This is a genomic window from Streptomyces sp. ADI96-02, from assembly GCF_003846185.1.
Taxonomy (GTDB): Bacteria; Actinomycetota; Actinomycetes; order Streptomycetales; family Streptomycetaceae; genus Streptomyces.
The window spans coordinates 3,464,630-3,483,939 of sequence record NZ_ML123034.1; the positions used below are offsets into that span (position 1 = coordinate 3,464,630).

General features: G+C 72.9%; 15 protein-coding genes and 3 tRNA genes. 12 read left to right on the forward strand and 6 right to left on the reverse strand.

Annotated features, from left to right (window positions below; translation table 11 throughout):
• Window positions 1–252 precede the first annotated feature (252 nt).
• The 4 genes from purD to EES43_RS15160 all read left to right on the forward strand — a co-directional run bounded on the left by purD (window position 253) and on the right by EES43_RS15160 (window position 6,743).
• Window positions 253–1,503, forward strand: a complete 1,251-nt coding sequence (gene purD / locus EES43_RS15145) for a phosphoribosylamine--glycine ligase (protein ID WP_124269220.1) — start codon at window positions 253–255, stop codon at window positions 1,501–1,503.
• A gap of 324 nt (window positions 1,504–1,827) precedes the next feature.
• On the forward strand, window positions 1,828–3,519 hold the full coding sequence (locus tag EES43_RS15150; RefSeq protein ID WP_124269221.1) for a M48 family metalloprotease: 1,692 nt from the start codon (window positions 1,828–1,830) through the stop codon (window positions 3,517–3,519).
• A 741-nt stretch (window positions 3,520–4,260) separates the two neighbouring features.
• Window positions 4,261–5,724: a N,N-dimethylformamidase beta subunit family domain-containing protein gene (locus EES43_RS15155; RefSeq protein ID WP_124269222.1), complete on the forward strand. Its 1,464-nt coding sequence runs from the start codon at window positions 4,261–4,263 to the stop codon at window positions 5,722–5,724.
• 95 nt (window positions 5,725–5,819) lie between these two features.
• Window positions 5,820–6,743 carry a phosphoribosylaminoimidazolesuccinocarboxamide synthase gene (locus EES43_RS15160; protein WP_124269223.1) on the forward strand — a complete coding sequence of 308 codons (924 nt, stop codon included), beginning with the start codon at window positions 5,820–5,822 and terminating at the stop codon, window positions 6,741–6,743.
• Window positions 6,744–6,795: 52 nt separating this feature from the next.
• On the opposite strand, the gene EES43_RS15165 is transcribed toward EES43_RS15160, so the two are convergent.
• From EES43_RS15165 to EES43_RS15190, 6 genes are all read right to left on the reverse strand, one after another.
• Window positions 6,796–6,871 (reverse strand) — tRNA-Gly (locus EES43_RS15165).
• Between the two features lie 23 nt (window positions 6,872–6,894).
• The gene (locus EES43_RS15170) at window positions 6,895–7,605 is read right to left on the reverse strand and encodes a response regulator transcription factor (RefSeq protein ID WP_241192436.1); all 711 of its coding nucleotides are present in this window, start codon (window positions 7,603–7,605) and stop codon (window positions 6,895–6,897) included.
• Window positions 7,605–9,095 carry a sensor histidine kinase gene (locus tag EES43_RS15175; RefSeq protein WP_124269224.1) on the reverse strand — a complete coding sequence of 497 codons (1,491 nt, stop codon included), beginning with the start codon at window positions 9,093–9,095 and terminating at the stop codon, window positions 7,605–7,607. Before EES43_RS15175 ends, EES43_RS15170 begins: the two co-directional genes overlap by 1 nt.
• Before the next feature lie 259 nt (window positions 9,096–9,354).
• Window positions 9,355–9,427, reverse strand: a tRNA-Gly gene (locus tag EES43_RS15180).
• 80 nt (window positions 9,428–9,507) lie between these two features.
• Window positions 9,508–9,579 (reverse strand) — tRNA-Gly (locus tag EES43_RS15185).
• A 302-nt stretch (window positions 9,580–9,881) separates the two neighbouring features.
• Window positions 9,882–10,217 (reverse strand): histone-like nucleoid-structuring protein Lsr2, encoded by a 336-nt coding sequence (locus EES43_RS15190; RefSeq protein ID WP_124269225.1) that lies wholly within the window; start codon window positions 10,215–10,217, stop codon window positions 9,882–9,884.
• Between the two features lie 396 nt (window positions 10,218–10,613).
• Here EES43_RS15190 and purS point away from each other — a divergent pair, with 396 nt between their 5' ends.
• From purS to purF, 8 genes are all read left to right on the forward strand, one after another.
• Window positions 10,614–10,865 (forward strand): phosphoribosylformylglycinamidine synthase subunit PurS, encoded by a 252-nt coding sequence (purS, locus tag EES43_RS15195; RefSeq protein WP_124269226.1) that lies wholly within the window; start codon window positions 10,614–10,616, stop codon window positions 10,863–10,865.
• Window positions 10,862–11,542, forward strand: coding sequence for a phosphoribosylformylglycinamidine synthase subunit PurQ (purQ, locus tag EES43_RS15200; protein ID WP_124269227.1), 681 nt, complete (start codon window positions 10,862–10,864; stop codon window positions 11,540–11,542). Before purS ends, purQ begins: the two co-directional genes overlap by 4 nt.
• On the forward strand, window positions 11,539–13,788 hold the full coding sequence (gene purL, locus EES43_RS15205; RefSeq protein WP_124269228.1) for a phosphoribosylformylglycinamidine synthase subunit PurL: 2,250 nt from the start codon (window positions 11,539–11,541) through the stop codon (window positions 13,786–13,788). The genes purQ and purL overlap by 4 nt, the downstream gene beginning before the upstream one ends.
• A 114-nt stretch (window positions 13,789–13,902) precedes the next feature.
• Window positions 13,903–14,409, forward strand: a complete 507-nt coding sequence (locus EES43_RS15210; protein WP_124269229.1) for an ArsR/SmtB family transcription factor — start codon at window positions 13,903–13,905, stop codon at window positions 14,407–14,409.
• Between the two features lie 129 nt (window positions 14,410–14,538).
• Window positions 14,539–15,567, forward strand: a complete 1,029-nt coding sequence (locus EES43_RS15215; protein ID WP_124269230.1) for a M23 family metallopeptidase — start codon at window positions 14,539–14,541, stop codon at window positions 15,565–15,567.
• Window positions 15,568–15,591: 24 nt separating this feature from the next.
• A complete protein-coding gene (locus EES43_RS15220; protein WP_124269231.1) occupies window positions 15,592–16,395 on the forward strand; it encodes a maleylpyruvate isomerase family mycothiol-dependent enzyme in 804 nt (267 codons plus the stop codon).
• 107 nt (window positions 16,396–16,502) lie between these two features.
• Window positions 16,503–17,345, forward strand: coding sequence for an META domain-containing protein (locus tag EES43_RS15225; RefSeq protein ID WP_241192437.1), 843 nt, complete (start codon window positions 16,503–16,505; stop codon window positions 17,343–17,345).
• Between the two features lie 400 nt (window positions 17,346–17,745).
• A complete protein-coding gene (gene purF, locus EES43_RS15230) occupies window positions 17,746–19,272 on the forward strand; it encodes an amidophosphoribosyltransferase (RefSeq protein WP_124269233.1) in 1,527 nt (508 codons plus the stop codon).
• Window positions 19,273–19,310: the final 38 nt, after the last annotated feature.

The following is a 19,310-nucleotide window of genomic DNA, read 5'->3' on the forward strand; positions in this document are numbered from 1 at the left end:
ATCACCTCGGGTCCCGGCCATCACCTTGGGACCCGACCATCACCTTGGGTCCCGGGCAGACCTTGGGTCCCGGGCAGACCTTGGGTCCCGGGCAGACCCTGGGGCCGGGCTGACGACAGGTCCTGCGGCGACCATGAGTCCCGGGCCGCCGGCGTCCTCTCCCGTGCTTCCCTGCCGCTGTCCGCCCCGCCCTCCCGTCCACGGATCGGCGCCCGTCGGGGGCCCGCGTGCCCGGCGGCTAGGCTGCACCCCGTGAAGGTCCTCGTCATCGGCGGCGGCGCCCGCGAACACGCCCTGTGCCGCTCTCTGTCCCTCGACCCCGATGTCACCGCTCTGTACTGCGCCCCCGGCAACGCCGGCATCGCAGAGGTGGCCGAACTGCACCCGGTCGACGCGCTCGACGGTGACGCCGTCGCGCGTCTCGCCACCGGGCTCGGCGCCGAGCTGGTGGTCGTCGGCCCGGAGGCGCCGCTCGTCGCCGGGGTCGCCGACGCCGTCCGCGCGGCCGGCATCCCCTGCTTCGGCCCCTCCGGTGAAGCGGCTCGGCTCGAAGGCTCCAAGGCGTTCGCCAAGGACGTCATGGCCGGCGCCGGGGTGCCCACCGCCCGCAGCTACGTCTGCACCACCGCCGCGGAGATCGACGCCGCCCTCGACGCCTTCGGCGCCCCCTACGTCGTCAAGGACGACGGTCTCGCGGCCGGCAAGGGCGTCGTCGTCACCGACGACCCGGCCCAGGCCCGCGCCCACGCGCTCTCCTGCGACCGCGTGGTCATCGAGGAGTTCCTCGACGGCCCCGAGGTCAGCCTCTTCGCGATCACCGACGGCACCACCGTGCTGCCCCTCCAGCCCGCCCAGGACTTCAAGCGCGCCCTGGACGGCGACGAGGGCCCGAACACCGGCGGGATGGGCGCCTACTCGCCGCTGCCGTGGGCGGACCCCAAGCTGGTCGACGAGGTCCTGCGGACCGTTCTCCAGCCGACCGTCGACGAGCTGCGCCGGCGCGGCACTCCCTTCTCCGGGCTGCTCTACGCGGGCCTCGCGATCACCTCCCGCGGCGTGCGGGTCATCGAGTTCAACGCCCGCTTCGGCGACCCGGAGACCCAGGTGGTGCTGGCCCGGCTGAAGACCCCGCTGGCCGGGGTGCTGCTCGCCGCCGCCAACGGCGTCCTCGACGCCCTCCCGCCGCTGAACTGGCGCGACGACGCCGCGGTCACCGTGGTCATCGCCTCGCACAACTACCCCGGCACCCCGCGCACCGGCGACCCGATCGACGGCCTCGCGGACGTCGCGGCACAGGATGCCCCCGACGCGTACGTCCTGCACGCCGGGACCCGGGCCGAGGGCCGGACCGTCGTCAGCGCCGGCGGCCGGGTGCTGTCCGTCACCGCCACCGGCAAGGACCTCGCCGCCGCCCGTGAGCGCGCCTACACCGCGCTCGGCCGGATCCGCCTCGACGGTTCCCAGCACCGTACGGACATCGCCCTGAAGGCCGCCGAGGGCTGAGCCGCCCGGCTCGCCCCCCGGCTCGTCCCCGGCTCGCCCGCCGGACTCCGGCACTCCGCAGCCCCTTTGCCCGCCCCGCGCACCCCCCGGTACGCGGGGCGGCCGGAGGGGCTGACTCATGGGCGCGGACACGTCAGCAGCTTTACCCAAAGCCATTCCATCGAGTGACGACTGCGCCATCCGGATGACGCCCGCCGAGGCCCCAACTAGGGTGCGGCGCAGGCGTTCCGGCACTTGGCCCACCGGCATTGCGATGTCGGTGGCGGGTGCCACAGTGGGGGAGTGAGCAACACCGTCGCGGGGCAGAGGGGGTGACGTCCGGTCGTGTCCGGTATCGATGTGGGTGAGGAGCTGGGTGCGCGGGCCGCACAGGCCCGAGCGCTCGCCCTGCTGCGGATCCGCGGCAGGGCGCTGGCCGTGGCGATCCTGCCCACGGCGGCGGCCGTCGTGCTCTTCGCCGCCGCGGCGCAGGGGCACCTCGGCGGCCCGGTGTGGGACGGCGTGCGCTGGACGCTGTTCGGTGTGGCCGTCGTCGTCCTGCTGGTCACCGCCGCCGTGGCGACCAGCGTCGCGCGGGCGAAGCCCGCGGTGAGCCCGACGGTCCCGGTGCCGGAGGACGGCGCCCCCGATCTCTATCGGCTGGTCCGTGACCTGGCCGCCCGGCTCGACGTGCCCGCGCCGTCGGCCATAGAGCTGACCCCGGACTGCGACAGCTGGCTGGAGGACCGTACGCACCGCGCCGCCCGCAGCGGCCCGCAGGCGGATTCCGGGCGGCGCGGGGCCAAGGGCGCCGCGCCCGTCCTCGTGATCGGCTCGCCGTTCCTGTGGTGGATGAGGGTCGCGGAGCTCCGCGCGGTGCTCGCCCCCGTCGTGGCCGGCACCGGCTCGTCCGCGCATCCGGACATAGCCGCGGCCCGGCGGTTCGTCCGGGGGCTGGACGCCGCCGTCGCCGACGCCGCCCTCCCCGGCCGGGGAGCGGTGCGCGGCGCGCCCCTCGCCTTCGTCGGCTGGATCGCCCGCCTGCTGCTGCGCGCCTGCCGCGACCACGCCGCCGAGATGGAGCGCTGTGTGGCCGCCGCCGCCTCGATGCGGGCGCAGACGGTCGACTACGGGCTGCGCATCGCCGCCCAGGAGCAGGTCGGCCTCGCGTACGCGGGCTGGGACCGGCTGCTGACCCGCGTCGCGCTGCCGGCCTGGCGCATGGGGCGCTGGCCCTCCCGGCTGGACGCCGGCGTCGTCTCGGCCCTCACCGAGCTCTCCCGCCGGGACCGGCTGGCCGACGGTTTCACCACGCGCCTCGGCGAGCGCCCGGCGTGCGACCTCCTGGAGGAGCCGGGGACCGCCGACGAGGCCGCGTCGCTGCTCGCGGCCCGGCTCTTCCACGGTGGTCCGGCGAAGAGCGGCCCCGACTGGTCGCCGGTGGACTGGCAGCAGTACCCGGAGGAGGTCGTCGACCGGAAGTGGCGCACGGAGGCCGCCCGGCTGAACCGCGTCCTCGATTCCCTGGGCGCGCCCCCGGCCTCCGCCCCGGCCGCCTCCGCCTCTTCCTCCGATCCGACGGTGCCCACGCTGTCCCGGGTCATGGAGCATCTGACCGCCCCCGGCGGGGCCGGCGGCCGGCTCGCTGCCGGGATCGGCGCCGCCGTGGCCGGCGAGGAGGGCCCGGCCCCCGCGCCCGGCCCGGCGCAGCCCGCGGCGGGCGCGGGCGGACCGGACCCGCTGGACCTCTGGGGCCCCGACCCGCTGCCGCTCTTCCCGCTCCAGCCGCCGCGTACGGGTACGGAGCTGCTCGCCGACCACGTGGTGGCGATGGTCTGCTGTGCGGCCGTGGACACGGCGGGGGCGGCGCCCGGTCTGGACTGGCTCGACGGGCCGACGCTGCTCGTCGGCGGCGAGCGCCGGGCCGACCTGGCGTCCCCGGTCCTCAGTCTCGTCGAGGACGGCGACCCGGGCCCGCTGCGGACCTGGCTCGCCGAGGTGGGAGTGCGGTCCGACAAACCGGTCCGGCTGGTCTGACGCAGCCGGCCGGAGCGGTGCGGCCGACGCGGCTGCCGCGGCTGACGCACCCGGTACGGGACGGCCGAGAGGCCCGGTCCGGTTGGCGTGACGTGACGCGACCGAGAGGCCCGGTCCGGCCGGACGCGTACGCAGCGGCCCACGCCTCCCGGACGCCGCCGCCACGACGCGTGCGGTCGGTCCGCCCGGCCCGCCGAGTTCATCCGGCGCGTCGAGTTCGTCCGACCCGTCGAGTCCGTCCGGCGCGTCGAGTCCGTCACGTCCGTCCCGTCGGTTCAGCCTTCCGGTCCTTCCGGTCCTTCCGGTCCTTCCGGTCCTTCCGGTCCTTCCGGTCCTTCCGGTTCATCCGGTCCATACCAGTCCATCCAGTCCGTTCGGTCCGTTCGTATGGCGCGGGTCAAGTGGCCGGACGACCGTGCACCGAGCCAACGCGATGAGGGCCGACCGGGCGGGTCGGGAGCGCGCCCGCATGCTTCCGCGCCCCCTGGGCGCACGCGCGCCCCCTCCCGCTGAGCGCGTGCCTCTCCCCAGCGGGTGCAGGGCCGCCCCTTCCCGGACACCTCCGCGCCCCCACCGGACGCATCCGCGCCGGAGGGACAAATCAGGCCGGAGCGACAGGTTCCGTTCACGTCAATTCGCGACGAAGGGTGACGGGCCGCGTGCGTTATGTGATGTGCTGGGGGTCGGCGCTGACGTCGGATGCGCCACAGTTGTCCGGGGGATCTGAGGGAGGGGCGCGGCATGGGGGCGGAGCACATTCGCCGATGGGAATCGGGGGCTCTCGCGCACGCCGTGAGCGATCCCTTCGGCCAGGGCCCGCTGCCCTGGCTACGCGGCAGTGAGAACTACTTCGACGACACCGGCCAGGTCGTCCCCTGGTACGTGGACCCGGACCTCGGCCGCAGCGGCATCGGCGGCGGGACCCGCACGGCCGACGACGTGGGCCGGCAGATCAAGGGCTTCGTCTCGCCCGCCGCGGCGGCCCCCGGCGAGGCGATCGACTTCCACATCACGGTCGACCCGCCCCAGCAGTTCTCCGTGGACATCTACCGCATCGGTCACTACGGGGGCGACGGCGCCTCCAAGATCACCACGAGCCCGCGCCTCTCCGGCATCGTCCAGCCCGCCCCGCTGGCCGCCGACCGGACCGTCTCCTGCCACCACTGGTGGATGTCCTGGCGGCTCCAGATCCCGAGCTACTGGTCCGTCGGCGCGTACGTGGCCGTCCTGACCACCGCCGACGGCTACCGCTCGCACATCCCGTTCACGGTCCGCCACGACCACCCCGCCGACCTGCTGCTCCTGCTGCCCGACATCACATGGCAGGCGTACAACCTCTATCCGGAGGACGGCCGCACGGGAGCCAGCCTCTACCACGCCTGGGACGAGCGGGGCCGGCTCCTCGGCGAGGAGGACGCGGCCGTCACGATCTCCTTCGACCGGCCGTTCGCCGGGGCCGGGCTGCCGCTGCACGTGGGGCACGCGTACGACTTCATCCGCTGGGCCGAGCGGTACGGCTACGACCTCGCCTACGCGGACGCCCGCGACCTGCACGCGGGCCGCGTCGACCCGAGCCGCTACCGGGGCCTGGTCTTCCCAGGCCACGACGAGTACTGGTCGCTGCCCATGCGCCGGGCCGCCGAACGCGCCAGGGACTCCGGCACCTCGCTCGTCTTCCTCTCCGCCAACACCATGTACTGGCAGGTCGGTCTGGCCCCGTCCGCCTCCGGCGTCCCGGACCGCCTCCTGACGTGCCGCAAGCGCCGCGGCCCCGGGAAGTCGGCGCTCTGGCGGGAGGTGGACCGGCCCGAGCAGCAGCTGCTGGGCATCCAGTACGCGGGCCGGGTGCCCGAACCCCACCCGCTGGTCGTGCGGAACGCCGAGCACTGGCTGTGGGACTCGACCGGGGCCGTGGAGGGCGACGAGATCGGCGGCCTGGTCGCGGGCGAGGCCGACCGCTACTTCCCGCGCACCAGCCTGCCGGAGCACGACAACCGCATCCTGCTGGCGCACTCCCCGTACCGGGACTCCGAAGGGGCCGACCGGCACCAGGAGACCTCGCTGTACCAGGCTCCCTCCGGTGCGCTCGTCTTCGCCTCCGGCACCTTCGCCTGGTCACCGGCGCTGGACCGGCCCGGCCACATCGACTCCCGGATCCAGCAGGCGACGGCGAACCTCCTCGACCGGATCTGCAAGCGGGACTGACGTTCCGGCCCCGGCGACACGCCCCCGCTCCCGCGCCCGCCTCCCGGATACGGGACAATCGGAACCGCTCCTGGATCAACCTACGCGGAGGCAGCGTGTCCGGTTTTGTAGAAAAGCCCGAGCCCGTCGAGGTCCCGGGCCTCACCCACCTGCACACCGGCAAGGTGCGTGACCTGTACCGGAACGAGGCGGGCGACCTGGTCATGGTCGCCAGCGACCGGGTCTCCGCGTACGACTGGGTCCTGCCCACCGAGATCCCCGACAAGGGCCGGGTCCTCACCCGGCTGTCGCTCTGGTGGTTCGACCAGCTCGCCGACCTCGTGCCCAACCACGTCATCTCCACCGAGCTGCCGCCCGGCGCCCCGGCCGACTGGGCGGGCCGCACCCTCGTCTGCCGGTCCCTGCGGATGATCCCCATCGAGTGCGTGGCCCGCGGCTATCTCACCGGTTCCGGTCTCGTCGAGTACGACGCGACGCGCACGGTCTGCGGCATCGGCCTCCCCGAGGGACTGGTCAACGGCTCCGAGCTGCCGGGTCCGATCTTCACCCCGGCCGCCAAGGCCGCCGTCGGCGACCATGACGAGAACGTCAGTTACGAGCAGATCGCCCGCGAGGTCGGCGTCGAGACGGCCGCCCAACTGCGCCAGACGACCATGGACGTCTACCGACGGGCCCGGGACATCGCGCACGAGCGCGGGATCATCCTGGCCGACACCAAGTTCGAGTTCGGCTTCGAGACCGCCACCGCCACCGCCGACGGCGGCGAGCGGCTGATCCTCGCCGACGAGGTGCTGACCCCGGACTCCTCGCGCTTCTGGCCCGCCACGACCTGGCAGCCGGGCCGCGCGCAGCCCTCGTACGACAAGCAGTTCGTGCGGGACTGGCTGACCTCGCCGGCCTCCGGCTGGGACCGCAGGGGCGAGCAGTCGCCCCCGCCGCTCCCGCCGGAGATCGTGGAGGCGACCCGTGCCAAGTACATCGAGGCGTACGAGGTGCTGACCGGCTCCAACTGGGCGTAGCACGCGATGAGATGCGAGAAGGCCCCCGTCCTCGGGACGGGGGCCTTCTCGGTGGAGCGAACGACGAGGTTCGAACTCGCGACCTCAACCTTGGCAAGGTTGCGCTCTACCAGCTGAGCTACGTTCGCAGGGCGCCGAAGCGCGAGGCCCACTATACCCAACCCCGCTCACGCGCGAGACGCACGGCCGCGTGCCGGTTCTCCACCCCCAGCTTGGACACGACCGAGGACAGGTAGTTTCGCACGGTGCCCTGCGACAGCGAAGCGCGTTCCGCCACCTCGGCGATCGGCGCCCCGTCCGCCGCCAGCTCCAGCACCTCGGTCTCCCTGGCCGTCAGTGGGGAGTCGCCGGCGGCGATGGCATCGGCCGCCAACTCGTGTTCCACGTAACGGTTTCCGGCGTGGACCGTGCGGATGATCTCGGCGAGCCGCCGGGCGCTGACCGTCTTCGGCACGAACCCGCGCACCCCGGCGGTGAGGGCCCGCTTCAGGTGTCCGGGCCGGCCGTGGCTCGTCACGATCATGGTCCGGCAGCCGGGCAGTTCGGTACGCAGGGATGTGGCGACCTTCACACCGTCGACGCCCGGCATCTGGAGGTCCAGGACGGCGACGTCGGGCCGGTGCGCCAGCGCCATGGCGAGCGCCTCGGGGCCGGACGCCGCCTCGGCGACCACCAGGAGGTCGTCCTCCAGCGCGAGCAGGGCCGCCAGAGCGCCCCGGATCAGATGCTCGTCGTCGGCCAGCAGGACGCGGATCCGGGACGGGGGGACCGTCCCGGCCTCCGGTGCTTCCCGTGCTTCCCCGGCTTCCCTCACTTCCCCGGTTTCCCCGGCTACCCCGCCCCGCTGTTCGTGCTCGGCCATCACACGGCCCCTTCCACGTGAGTCCTGTCCCCGCCGTCCGTACGCGGCTCCGGCACCGGAATCCGCGCGGTCAGCCTGAAGTGTCCCTTCCTTCCCGTCGCGCCCGCCTCCAACGTGCCGTCGAGCAGGGCGAGCCGGTCCCGGAGTCCGGCAAGCCCCGTACCCTGCCCCGTTTCCGTGCCCCGCCCCCTCCGCATGCCCCTTCCCGGCCCGGTGCCCGCACCGGCCGCCGCGGTGCGGTCCGCGTCCGCGTCCCCGGCCCCGGCTCCCGTGGCGTCCTCCGCCCCGGCCCCTGCGGCACCCGCGCGGTCCTCGGCCCCGTCCGTCGGGCCGGCCCCGTCGTTCTCCACCGTCAACGTCACCTCCGTGCCGCCCTCGGTCCCGTCCCGCTCGCCCGACGAGAGCCGGATCGTGCACCGCGCGGGGTCCCCGTGCCGCAGCACGTTCGTGGTCGCCTCCCGCACCACCCACCCCAGGGCCGACCGGACCTCCGGCGGAAGCCCGTCCTCCGCATCCGGGTCCGCGCGTCCGACGTCCAGCCCCCGCACCTCGCACGCGATGCCCGCCGCCCGCAGAACGCCCTGCGCGCCCGCCAGTTCGGTCTGCAGGTCGGCCTCCCGGTAGCCGCGCACGACTTCCCGGATCTCGCGCTGCGACTCCTGCGCGATCCGCTGTACCTCGGCCATCTGCGGCACGGCCTCCGGGCGTCCCCGCTCGGCCAGTTGGACGGCCAGCTCGCTCTTGAGGGCCATCACCGCGAGGTTGCGGCCCAGTACGTCGTGGATGTCCCGTCCGAAGCGGAGCCGCTCCTCCGCGACGGCCAGCCGGGTCCGGATCTCGCGGGTCGCCTCCAGCTCCCGTACGACGCCGACGAGCCAGGCGGAGAAGACGTACGAGACGACGAAGAGCGAACCGGCGGCGGCGACGCCCACGAAGTCCAGCCAGGTCTGCCGCCACCCCAGGCCGAGCAGCGCGGTCGCGGCGGCCGTTCCCGCGGAGGCGACGAGCACCGTGCCCACCCGCTGCCGCGTCGTGCGCTGGCAGAGTGCGAACGTGCCGAGGCCGAACGCGGCGATGCCCATGAGCAGGAGGCCGAAGCCGTCCTCCTGGGCGTCGATCGTCCCGGCGTCCAGGAGGACCAGCAGCGTCAGTACCGCGCCTCCGGAGAGCGCGGCGGAGGCCGCCATCAGCGTCACGGGCCGCTCGCGCCGCCCGCACTGCCATTCCAGGGCCCGGGTGGCCACGACCGAGGTCATCACGGAGTGCGCGAGCATCAGCAGGAACAGCCAGAAGCTGACCGGCTGCCGGTCGCCGAGGAGGAGCGGTACGCCCAGCACACCGGCCTCCGTGCCCGCCAGAGCCTGGAACGTGAACCGCGTGTAGAGCTCGGCCTTCGCCGGGTCGCCCTGGACGGGCTTCCGCCCGGGCCACCGGAGTCCGCCCGCCGCCGCGGCTGCCGCGGCTCCCGTGGTCTTCTTCGTCGGCGTCATGGCCTCTCTCACTCCGGAAGGGAGGTTCCTCGCCGTGTCTTCCGCGATTACCGCGCGATCTGCGGACTGAGGATCCGATCCGCCCTCTCATGGGTGCGCTGCGATCTCACTCCGGCGATCCCGTCGCCGTTGATGCTCAGACTTCCGCCCGATCGGCCTCGCCGGCAGTGCGTGCTGTCATCACCGCGCATGACAAACGTCATGCGCGGTGATGCACGACAAAGGCCCTGACCGAATCGGTCAGGGCCTTTGATCACTGAGCGGACGACCAGGTTCGAACTGGCGACCTCAACCTTGGCAAGGTTGCGCTCTACCAACTGAGCTACGTCCGCATTGCTGCCACTCGGCTTTCACCGGTGGAGCGAGCACTACTCTACCTGATCCAACGACGTGGTCAGAAGAGCCTGTGCAGAGCGGGTGACAGGAATTGCACACTGCGCCTTCCCCCTGGAAGGGGGATGTTCTACTACTGAACTACACCCGCACGCTGCGTGGGATTCGGCCTTTCGGCCTCGCCCCTCGGCGTGCTCCAGACTCTAGCCGACCTGCGGGGGTGTCGCGCAAGTCGGCTTCCGGCGGGTCCCTCGGGACGCGACCCGGACACGGCCCGAGCGGGGACCGAACGCGGCCCGGACACGGCCCCTGCGGACGGGCTCCCGGCGCGGCGCGCGCCGCCTGACGGAGTGTCGGGGCCGGGGCTCCGACACCGGGCGACGCCCCACTCCACCCCGGACATCCGGCACCCGACTTCCTGGGCCCGTCTCCGGCCCCGGGCGCCGCCCGCGCTCAATCAGCCGCGTTGAACGCCTCGTAGACCTTCTTCGGGATCCGGCCGCGGGCCGGCACCTCCATCCGGTGCGAGCGGGCCCAGGCGCGGACGGCCGCCGGGTCCGGGGCGAGGGAGGTGTGGTGGTAGGCCGTCGGCGTCCTGCCGTGCCGGCCGGCGTTCGTCTGCTTGCGGCCGGCCGCCACGTAGGGGGCCAGGGCCTTGCGCAGCTTCTTCGCGTTGGCGGGATTGAGGTCGATCTCGTACGTCTTCCCGTCCAGGGCGAAGGTCACCGTTTCCGCCGCTGCTCCCCCGTCGATGTCGTCGGAGAGCGTAACCACTACGCGCTGAGCCACGGATATCGGTCCTTTCCCATGGCATCGGCGCGTTCGGCGTGCGCCGGTGCCGGTTTTCCGGCTGGCAGGCGGATACGGATCGACTGATGCCGACTGTTCCGGTGTTCCCGGGGCAATACTGCTTTCCCCGCTAATCATTTGTACAGCGGTGGGCGCCGCATTGTGAAGCCCCGGCAATTATCTCCGCGTGTCCGCGCACAATCCTGGCATGATTTTTTTCCGGGACTTTTCCCGCGCGTTGTCGCGCCCGATATACCCGCGTGATCCGTTCCGCGTCGACGCCACTCCATATCTACCCGCGTAGAATTTTCGGCCAGGTACGCTGAGTGGACCCGCGGGGGTCTGGGGAACCCCCCGGAGAGACAGCCGCACCACACCACCACACCGGGAGTGCCAGTGGCACGCGTCGTAGTCGATGTCATGCTCAAGCCGGAGATCCTCGACCCGCAGGGACAGGCGGTGCAGCGTGCGCTGCCCCGTCTCGGCTTCGGCGGAATCGTGGACGTCCGTCAGGGAAAGCGTTTCGAGCTGGAGGTCGAGGGGCCGGTCGACGACGCCGCCCTCGCCCGTATTAACGAGATGGCCGAGACCTTCCTCGCCAACACCGTCATCGAGGACTTCGTCGTGAAGGTGGAGGAGGAGAAGTGACCACCCGTATCGGCGTCGTCACTTTTCCCGGCACTCTCGACGATCAGGACGCCCTGCGGGCCGTGCGGATCGCCGGCGCGGAGCCCGTATCCCTGTGGCACCGCGACAAGGATCTGCACCAGGTCGACGCCGTCGTCCTGGCCGGCGGATTCTCGTACGGGGACTATCTGCGGGCGGGCGCCATCTCGCGCTTCTCGCCGGTGATGGAGACGCTCATCGAGCAGGCGAGGGCCGGGATGCCGGTCCTCGGCATCTGCAACGGCTTCCAGATCCTGACCGAGGCGCATCTGCTGCCCGGCGCGATGCTGCGCAACAACCACCTGCACTTCGTCTGCCGCGACCAGAGCCTGCGCGTGGAGAACGCGGAGACGGCCTGGACCTCGGACTACAGCGCCGGCCAGGAGATCCGGGTCCCGCTCAAGAACATGGACGGCCGGTACACCGCCGACGAGCGCACGCTCGACGAGCTGGAGGCCGAGGGGCGGGTCGCCTTCCGCTATCTCGGCGGCAACCCCAACGGCTCGCTCCGCGACATCGCGGGCATCGCCAACGCCGAGGGCAACATCGTCGGCCTGATGCCCCACCCGGAGCACGCCGTCGAGCCGCTGATCGGCACCGGCCGCACCGACGGCCTCGGTTTCTTCACCTCGATCATCAAGAAGCTGGTCAACGCATGAGCCTGGATACGGTCAAGCACGCGGCCGAGACCCCGGACACCGAGCAGCCCTGGAAGGAACTCGGCCTCAAGGAGGACGAGTACGCCCGGATCCGCGAGATCCTGGGCCGCCGTCCCACCGGCGCCGAGCTGGCCATGTACTCGGTGATGTGGTCGGAGCACTGCTCGTACAAGAGCAGCAAGGTCCACCTCAAGCAGTTCGGCGAGAAGGTCCCCGCCAACGACGCCATGCTCGTCGGCATCGGCGAGAACGCGGGCGTCGTGGACGTCGGCCAGGGGTACGCGGTCACCTTCAAGGTCGAGTCGCACAACCACCCCTCGTACATCGAGCCCTACCAGGGCGCGGCCACCGGCATCGGCGGCATCGTCCGCGACATCCTCGCCATGGGCGCCCGTCCGATCGCGGTCGTCGACCCGCTGCGCTTCGGCGCGGCCGACCACCCCGACACCAAGCGCGTCCTGCCCGGCGTCGTCGCGGGCATCGGCGGCTACGGCAACTGCCTGGGACTGCCCAACATCGGCGGCGAGGTCGTCTTCGACGCCTGCTACCAGGGCAACCCGCTGGTCAACGCCGGGTGCATCGGCGTGATGCGGCACGAGGACATCCACCTCGCCCAGGCCTCCGGCCCCGGCAACAAGGTGATCCTCTACGGCGCCCGCACCGGCGGCGACGGCATCGGCGGCGTCTCGGTGCTGGCCTCGGAGACCTTCGAGTCGACCGGCCCGGCCAAGCGCCCCGCCGTCCAGGTCGGCGACCCGTTCCAGGAGAAGCTCCTCATCGAGTGCACCCTGGAGATCTTCGCGGAGAAGCTCGTCGCGGGCATCCAGGACCTCGGCGGCGCCGGGCTCTCCTGCGCCACCAGCGAGCTGGCCTCCGCCGGTTCGGGCGGCATGCGCGTCGAGTTGGACACCGTGCCGCTGCGCGACTCCTCCCTCTCGCCCGAGGAGATCCTCATGAGCGAGTCGCAGGAGCGCATGTGCGCGATCGTCGAGCCGCGGCACGTCGACCGCTTCCTGGAGATCTGCGAGAAGTGGGACGTCATCGCCACCGTCATCGGTGAGGTGACCGAGGGCTCCCAGCTGGAGATCTTCTGGCACGGCGAGCAGATCGTGGACGTGCCGCCGCGCTCGGTCGCCCACGACGGCCCGGTCTACCACCGCCCGTTCGCCCGCCCGTCCTGGCAGGACGCGCTCCAGGCGGACGACGCCGGCAAGCTGCCCCGCCCGGCGAACGCCGCCGAGCTGCGCGAGCAGGTCCTCAAGCTGGTCGCCTCCCCGAACCAGGCGTCCAAGTCCTGGATCACCGAGCAGTACGACCGGTTCGTGCAGGGCAACACCGTGCTCGCGATGCCCGAGGACGCGGGCATGGTCCGGATCGACGCCGACTCGAACCTGGGCGTCGCCCTGGCGACGGACGGCAACGGCCGGTACGCCAAGCTCGACCCGTACACCGGCGCGCAGCTCGCGCTGGCCGAGTCGTACCGCAACGTGGCCGCCTCCGGAGCCAAGCCGCTGGCCATCTCCGACTGCCTGAACTTCGGTTCGCCCGAGGACCCGGACGTCATGTGGCAGTTCGCCGAGGCCACCCGCGGTCTCGCGGACGGCTGCCTGGAACTGGGCACCCCGGTCACCGGCGGTAACGTCTCGCTCTACAACCAGACCGGCGAGACGGCGATCCACCCGACGCCGGTCGTGGCCGTGCTCGGCGTGATCGACGACGTCAACCGGCGTACGCCCGTCGCCTTCGCGGAAGAGGGCCAGCTCCTCTACCTGCTGGGCGACACGCGTGAGGAGTTCGGCGGCTCGGCCTGGTCCGAGGTGGTCCACCAGCACCTGGGCGGTCTGCCGCCGAAGGTGGACCTCGGCCGCGAGAAGCTGCTCGCCGAGATCCTGATCTCGGCCTCCCGCGACGGCATGATCGACGCCGCGCACGACCTCTCGGACGGCGGCCTGATCCAGGCGGTCACCGAGTCCTGCCTGCGCGGCGGGAAGGGCGCGCGGCTCGTCGTGCCGGACGGTCTGGACGCGTTCACCTTCCTGTTCTCCGAGTCGGCCGGTCGCGCGGTCGTCGCGGTCCCGCGCAGCGAGGAGCTCCGCTTCACCGACATGTGCGGCGCGCGCGGCCTGCCCGTCGCCCGCGTCGGCGTCGTGGACGGCGAGGAGATCGAGGTGCAGGGCGAGTTCGGCATCCCGCTGAGCGAGCTGCGCACGGCGCACGAGGCGACCATCCCCGCGCTGCTCGCCTGAGCCGCCGCAGGCCGACCGGTTCGTCACAGCCCCCGCCCGGGTCCTCCGGGCGGGGGCTTCGCTCTGTCGGCACACCTCCTTGACGCGATTACGTAATTACGTATGATTGCTGTCATGGACCTTGAGGAGCGCGTCGCCGCGCTGGAACGGCGTCTTGCGGAGCTGGAGCGGAAGGACCACGCCGCGCCGCGCCTGGGCGACGGGGACTTCTGGGCGCTGGAAGGGCTCAAGGAGCAGCTGGCCGGCCTCGGTGAGGACGCCGCCGACGGCGGAGTCCTGTACACGGGATCGGTGCGGCTGCCCACCGGCGAGGAGTACGGCTGGCAGTACGGCGCGCTGACCGGGTCCCTGATCGGCGGCGACTGGGCGGACGCCGCCGAGCCGTTCGCCGCCCTGGGCCACCCGGTCCGGCTGCGGCTGCTCCGCGAGATCCTCGGCGGCCTCCGCACGACCGCCGAACTGGCCGCGCTCGACGAGGTCGGCACCACCGGCCAGATCTACCACCACCTGCGCCAACTGACCGGCGCGGGCTGGCTCCAGGCGGCCGGCCGGGGCCGGTACGAGGTGCCGCCCGCCCGGGTCGTGCCGCTGCTGGTGGTGCTCACGGCGGCGCGCACCTGACCGCAGGAGCGCCCGAGCTCCCGACCGTACGGGCGCATGACCGGCGGGTGCCCGAGCGCATGACCGTACGAGCGCATGAGACGCGTGGCGCGCACGACCCACGCGCCGGATACGAGACCAGGGGGAACCATGTCCGTCCGCGCCGCCGTCACGGTGGCCCTGCGCCTGTCCTGGGCCGTCCTGATCGCGCTGATGATCAGCGAGTTCGTCACGGACCTGCCGGGTCCGGGGTGGGCGACCACACTGCTTCCGGCGGGGGTGGTGTTCGTCCTCATGACGACGGCGAACACGCTCCAGACCCGGGCCGCCGCGCCCCGGGGCGAGCCGCGTGCCCCGGTGGAGACCGAGGTCCCGGTGACCGGCCGGTGGATCGCGCTGAACAGCCCGGCGGACCGGGTGCCCAGCCACGGCACGCATGTGTACGGGCAGACGTACGCGATCGACCTCGTGGCCGAACCGGAGCAACCGGAGCAACCGGAGCAACCGGAGCCCGAGGGCGGCCGGGGCCCCGGCCGCCCGCCGTTCCGCGCCCTGTGGCCCGTCGTCCGGCGCAACCGCGACTTCCCGGCGTTCGGCGCACCGCTGCTCGCGGCGGCCGACGCCACGGTCGTACGGGCGAGCGACGGCCGGCGCGACCACCTGAGCCGGACCTCGCTCCCGGCGCTCGGCTACCTCCTGCTCGTCGAGGGCAACGTGCGCTCGGTCCTCGGCGCGCGCCGCGTCCTCGGCAACCACGTCGTGCTCGACCTCGGCGACGGGGTCCACGCCGTCTACGCCCATCTCCGCCGCGGCTCGCTCCTGGTGCGGGCCGGGGACACCGTGCGGGCGGGACAGCCGATCGGGCGCTGCGGGAACTCGGGCAACAGCACGGAACCGCACCTCCACTTCCACCTGATGGACGGGCCCGACCCGGACGCCGCGCGGGGGATCCCGTTCACCTGGAAGGGGATCGGGGTCCCGGCGGGCGGCGAGGCGTTCACCCCGGGCGGGCGGGAGGCGTCCGGCCGGCCGGGGCCGCAGGGCCCGCCCAGCCCGCCGAGTCCGCCCAGTCCGCCGAACCCCGTGCGGGGCGGCGACCGATACGGAGGCCGGGACGAGGCCCGGGACGGAGTCCGGGAGGCCCGGGACGGAGGCCGCGATGTCACGGCCGCCGGTTGAGAGCTGTCCCGTAATCTCGCCCCCATGCCCCCGGCCAAGAAGCGCCTCCGCAACTACGACCACCTCCGGACCCGCGCCGCCGTGCTCGCGCAGTTCGCCCATGTGCGGGACGCCGTACGCACGCTGACGCCCCAGCAGTTGGCCGAGCCCACCCGGCTGGGCGACTGGACCGCGCGCGATCTCGCGGTGCACCTCGCGATGCCGCTCGCCGGTGTCAGCCGGGGCCTGGCCCTGCCGGAGCCCCCCGGCCCCAAGCCCGACACCACGCTGCTCGACTGGGCCGGGGGCACGGCGGCACGGGCCGGACGGGTCGCGGAGGCCACCGCAGCCCTGCGCGCGGACCACCCCGACCTCGACGCGCTGTACGCGGAGGTGGAGGAGCGGTTCGTCGCGGACGTCCCCGCGACCGGCACGGGGGACCGGCTTCTGACGACGCCCGCCGGGGCCATGCGCCTGGCCGACTTCCTGGTGACCCGCACCGTCGAACTGGTCGTCCACACGGACGACCTGAACGACGCGCTCGGACTCGCCGTCCCGTACGACCGCCAGGCCCTCGCCGCCTGCACCCGGCTGCTGGCGGACACGCTCGCCGACCGGGCTCCGGGCGGCTCGGTCGAGGTGCGGGTACCGCCGTTCGCGGTGGTCCAGTGCATCGGCGGCCCCAAGCACACGCGGGGCACGCCGCCGAACGTCGTCGAGACCAGCCCGCTGACCTGGATGAGGCTCGCCACCGGACGGACGTCGTGGACGCGGGCGCTGGACGGCGCGGAGGTCAGCGCCAGTGGGGAGCGGGCCGACCTCGGCGCGCTGCTGCCCCTGATGCGCTGACCGGGCGGAAGCCCCGCCCGGGTTCCGCACGCCCGCCCCGGCCCCCGCGCCCCCGGCGGAACCGGATCGCACCCCCGTACCGTCACATCGCCATGCACCCACAACGTATGGCTGTCAGCGTCAGTGTTCTGGCCCTCCTCACCCTCGCCGCCTGCGGTACGGAGTCCGGCTCCGGCGACGGCGACGGGGGTGAGGGCGGGGGCGGCACGGTGCGGAGCGATGTGCCCGTCACCGGTGTGCCGTGGAGCGTCGACTCCGTGACGGCGGGCGGGACGACGACCGAAGCCCCGCCCGGAGCCCGGCTGGAGATCGACGCGAAGGGCCGGGCCACCGGGGACCTCGGCTGCAACCGCGTCAGCGCCGACGCCCGTGTCGACGGCGACCGGATCACCGTGAAGCGCGCCGTCACCACCGAGATGGCGTGCGACCAGAACGTCCAGAAGTTCGAACAGGCCCTGCTCCGCGTGCTGAACGGCGAGCTGACCGCAGAGCTGTCCGGCCGGAAGCTGACCCTCACCGCCCCGGACGGGGACCGCGTCGCGCTCAGCGAGGAGCCGCCGGCCGCGCTGCTGGGCACCCGCTGGGAGGTCGGAACCCTCCTCGACGGGAAGAAGGCGACGGCCGTGCCGGCGGACCTGCCGGCCGGGAGCGTCCCGTACCTGACCCTCTCCAAGGACGGCACCGTGCAGGGCAACTCCGGCTGCAACACCTTCCGCGCCACGGCGGAGGCCGGGGACAAAACGATCACCTTCGGACCGGCGGCGGGCACGCGCAAGCTGTGCGCCGAGCCCGCGATGGAGGTCGAACGGGCCGTGCTCGCCGCCCTGGACGGCCGCGCCGCGTACACGGTCGAGGGCGGGACGCTCACCCTGACCGCGGCCGACGGCCAGGGCCTCGCGGCCACCGCCGCCGCGCCGCGCGGACCGCGCACCCTGCCCGACGGCGGCTGACCGCCCGACGGCGGCCGACCCTTCGCCCGCGGGTCCCGCCCGCCCGCGGTCCCGCCGTCGGCAGGTCCGGGTGTGAGGCTCACCACGGAACGCGTGTTCGGCGGGCCCCGGCGGAGCGCCGGACGCCGAGGCACGCGGCGCCACGGCCCGGCGGTCGGCCGACCGCCGCCGACCGCGTCCCGAACCTGCCGGTAACCGGCTTCCCGGCCGGGTGGCGAGCGCCGAGGCCACACCCCGCCCACCCTGTCCGACCGGCCGTCCATCACGGAACGTGACCGGCCGAAGTCACCCGAATCACCCGCCCGCAACCGGTGTGCCGTGCGGACGCCGTGCTCCGCGCCGCCTTCGCGGACCGGTCCCCAGTTCGGACCAGCGGGCGATCTCGCCTACACTCGGTGCCGTGCCCCGTGGTGATGGACGACTCAACCACGACCTGCTCCCCGGAGAGAAAGGCCCCCAGGACGCTTGCGGCGTCTTCGGTGTCTGGGCTCCGGGCGAAGAGGTCGCCAAGCTCACCTATTTCGGACTGTATGCCCTGCAGCACCGCGGACAGGAATCCGCGGGCATCGCAGTGAGCAACGGGTCCCAGATCCTGGTCTTCAAGGACATGGGACTGGTCTCGCAGGTCTTCGACGAAACGTCCCTGGGCTCCCTCCAGGGCCATATCGCTGTCGGTCATGCCCGTTACTCCACCACCGGCGCCTCGGTGTGGGAGAACGCGCAGCCCACGTTCCGTGCCACCGCGCACGGCTCGATCGCCCTCGGCCACAACGGGAACCTGGTCAACACCGCCCGGCTCGCCGAGATGGTCGCCGACCTCCCGCGCAAGGACGGCCGCGCCACCCAGGTGGCCGCGACCAACGACACCGACCTGGTCACCGCGCTGCTCGCGGGCCAGCGGGACGCCGACGACAAGCCGCTGACGATCGAGGAAGCGGCCCCCAAGGTGCTCCCCGAGGTCAAGGGGGCCTTCTCCCTCGTCTTCATGGACGAGCACACCCTCTACGCCGCCCGCGACCCGCAGGGCATCCGTCCGCTGGTCCTCGGCCGGCTGGAGCGCGGCTGGGTGGTCGCCTCGGAGTCCGCCGCACTGGACATCTGCGGCGCCAGCTACGTACGCGAGATCGAGCCCGGCGAGCTCGTCGCCATCGACGAGAACGGCCTGCGCAGCTCGCGATTCGCAGAAGCGAAGCCCAAGGGCTGTGTCTTCGAGTACGTGTACCTGGCCCGGCCCGACACCGACATCGCCGGCCGGAACGTCTACCTCTCCCGCGTGGAGATGGGCCGGAAGCTGGCCGCCGAGGCGCCCGTCGAGGCGGACCTGGTCATAGCGACCCCGGAATCCGGCACCCCCGCCGCGATCGGCTACGCGGAGGCCAGCGGCATCCCGTTCGGCGCCGGACTGGTCAAGAACGCCTACGTCGGCCGGACCTTCATCCAGCCCTCGCAGACCATCCGCCAGCTCGGCATCCGCCTCAAGCTCAACCCCCTCAAGGAAGTCATCAAGGGCAAGCGCCTGGTGGTCGTGGACGACTCGATCGTCCGGGGCAACACCCAGCGCGCCCTGGTCCGGATGCTCCGCGAGGCCGGAGCGGCCGAGATCCACATCCGGATCTCCTCGCCGCCGGTGAAGTGGCCCTGCTTCTTCGGCATCGACTTCGCCACCCGTGCGGAGCTGATCGCCAACGGCATGACCGTCGACGAGATCCGCACCTCCATGGGCGCCGACTCCCTCTCGTACATCTCGATCGACGCCATGATCGAGGCGACGACGATCGACAAGCCGAACCTGTGCCGCGCCTGCTTCGACGGTGAGTACCCGATGGAGCTGCCGGATCCGGAGCTGCTGGGCAAGCAGCTGCTGGAGACCGAGCTGGCGGCAGGCCCTGCGGCGACCGCCGCGGCCGACGCGCTGCGCCGTCCGTGACCCGGACCGGCCCGCGCCCCTCCACCAGCCCCGTATCT